Genomic DNA, 1,286 nt, shown 5'->3' on the forward strand with positions numbered 1-1,286 from the left:
ATTTATTATATTAAAGGACTGTGATTAAGTTTATTAGTAGCTAAATAAGTATTATATTCTGTATATTCATTCTTACAGCTTAATAACCGTATGATTTTGTTACATTCTATAATGCTCAAAACGACGTTAAAATGAGTAATTAGTATTTGAGTTTCGTAACTTCGGGTGGTAAGCTAGCAAAATAGTGTCGATGACACCCTCATTACAACTGCTTATCTGTTGATTTAGCGTAAATGATAAAGATTATATTCATAGTTGATATCACCTTGCTAACAACTAGGTAAGTTCATACTGCAAAATAGAATCTGCGATAGTGTTGCCTTATAACATAAGTGTTGGCGATAAACTTTATCCATTGCTTATCAACTGCCTAATTTTGGAGCTGCTATGAAATTATTAAAAGCCGCCTTGTTTACTGCTTTGTTCTCTTGTGCCGGATTGGCCAACGCTGAGCTAATCTCAAACGTACCACTTGATACGTCGCGTTTTGAGCTGATGCCTGTTAGCGAGCTGTCTAACCGTGCCGCTCAAGGTAGCGATCATGCCCAGTTTTATCTGGCCAAGCGCTTGCAAAAGGGTGAAGGTATTGCTCAAAATACCCAGCAGGCAATTCAGTGGTACACTAAAGCGGCTCAGCAAGGGGTTGCTCCTGCTCAGTTAAACTTAGCTATCATGTATTTGCGCGGTGAAGGCGTGAAGCCAAACTTACAACAGGCTCGTGTATGGTTAGAGAAAGCCGCGATGCGTGGCGACAATCGTGCCAGCTATACGCTTGCACTGCTAGATGAGAAGCAAAAAAATCTAGTCGATGCATATAAATGGTATGACCTCGCTGCTCGTGATGGCATGCTAGACGAAAAAGTACGTAATAAAGCACGTGGTAAAATCGGTCAATTAGCATTAAACCTATCAAGCTCAGATATTGCAAGCGCTCGTAACCAAGCGGATCGTTGGTTCCAAAGCAAATAAGCTATAAGATAATTAACTTCAACAGATAAAAAGTTGATAATAAAAAATCCAGCCTTTAAGCTGGATTTTTTGTGTCTACCTAACGATAAATAATTAAGTAAATTAGATAGCTTCTACTTCCTCGGCATACGAGCCATTGTATAAAACTCTTCATTGGACTGCATGTTCATTACAATTGCCATTCTATTAGATAAACCAAAAAACGCGGTAATACCCGTGATATCTAAAATATCCTCGTCATCATAGCCATGCTCTTTGAGTGCTGCATAATCCGAATCTTGGATGAGCTCTGGTGTACGACAGAGCTTGACTGAAAA

General features: G+C 39.2%; 1 protein-coding gene and 1 pseudogene. One reads left to right on the forward strand and one right to left on the reverse strand.

The genetic code is table 11. The features are described from left to right. Positions 1-387 precede the first annotated feature (387 nt). Positions 388-969: a tetratricopeptide repeat protein gene (locus ACS8FD_RS15060; RefSeq protein ID WP_439262657.1), complete on the forward strand. Its 582-nt coding sequence runs from the start codon at positions 388-390 to the stop codon at positions 967-969. Positions 970-1,082: 113 nt separating this feature from the next. On the opposite strand, the pseudogene ACS8FD_RS15065 reads toward ACS8FD_RS15060, so the two are convergent. Further along, positions 1,083-1,286, reverse strand: a pseudogene (locus tag ACS8FD_RS15065) (hypothetical protein); the annotation flags it as partial.

This window comes from Psychrobacter sp. 1U2, assembly GCF_051847575.1.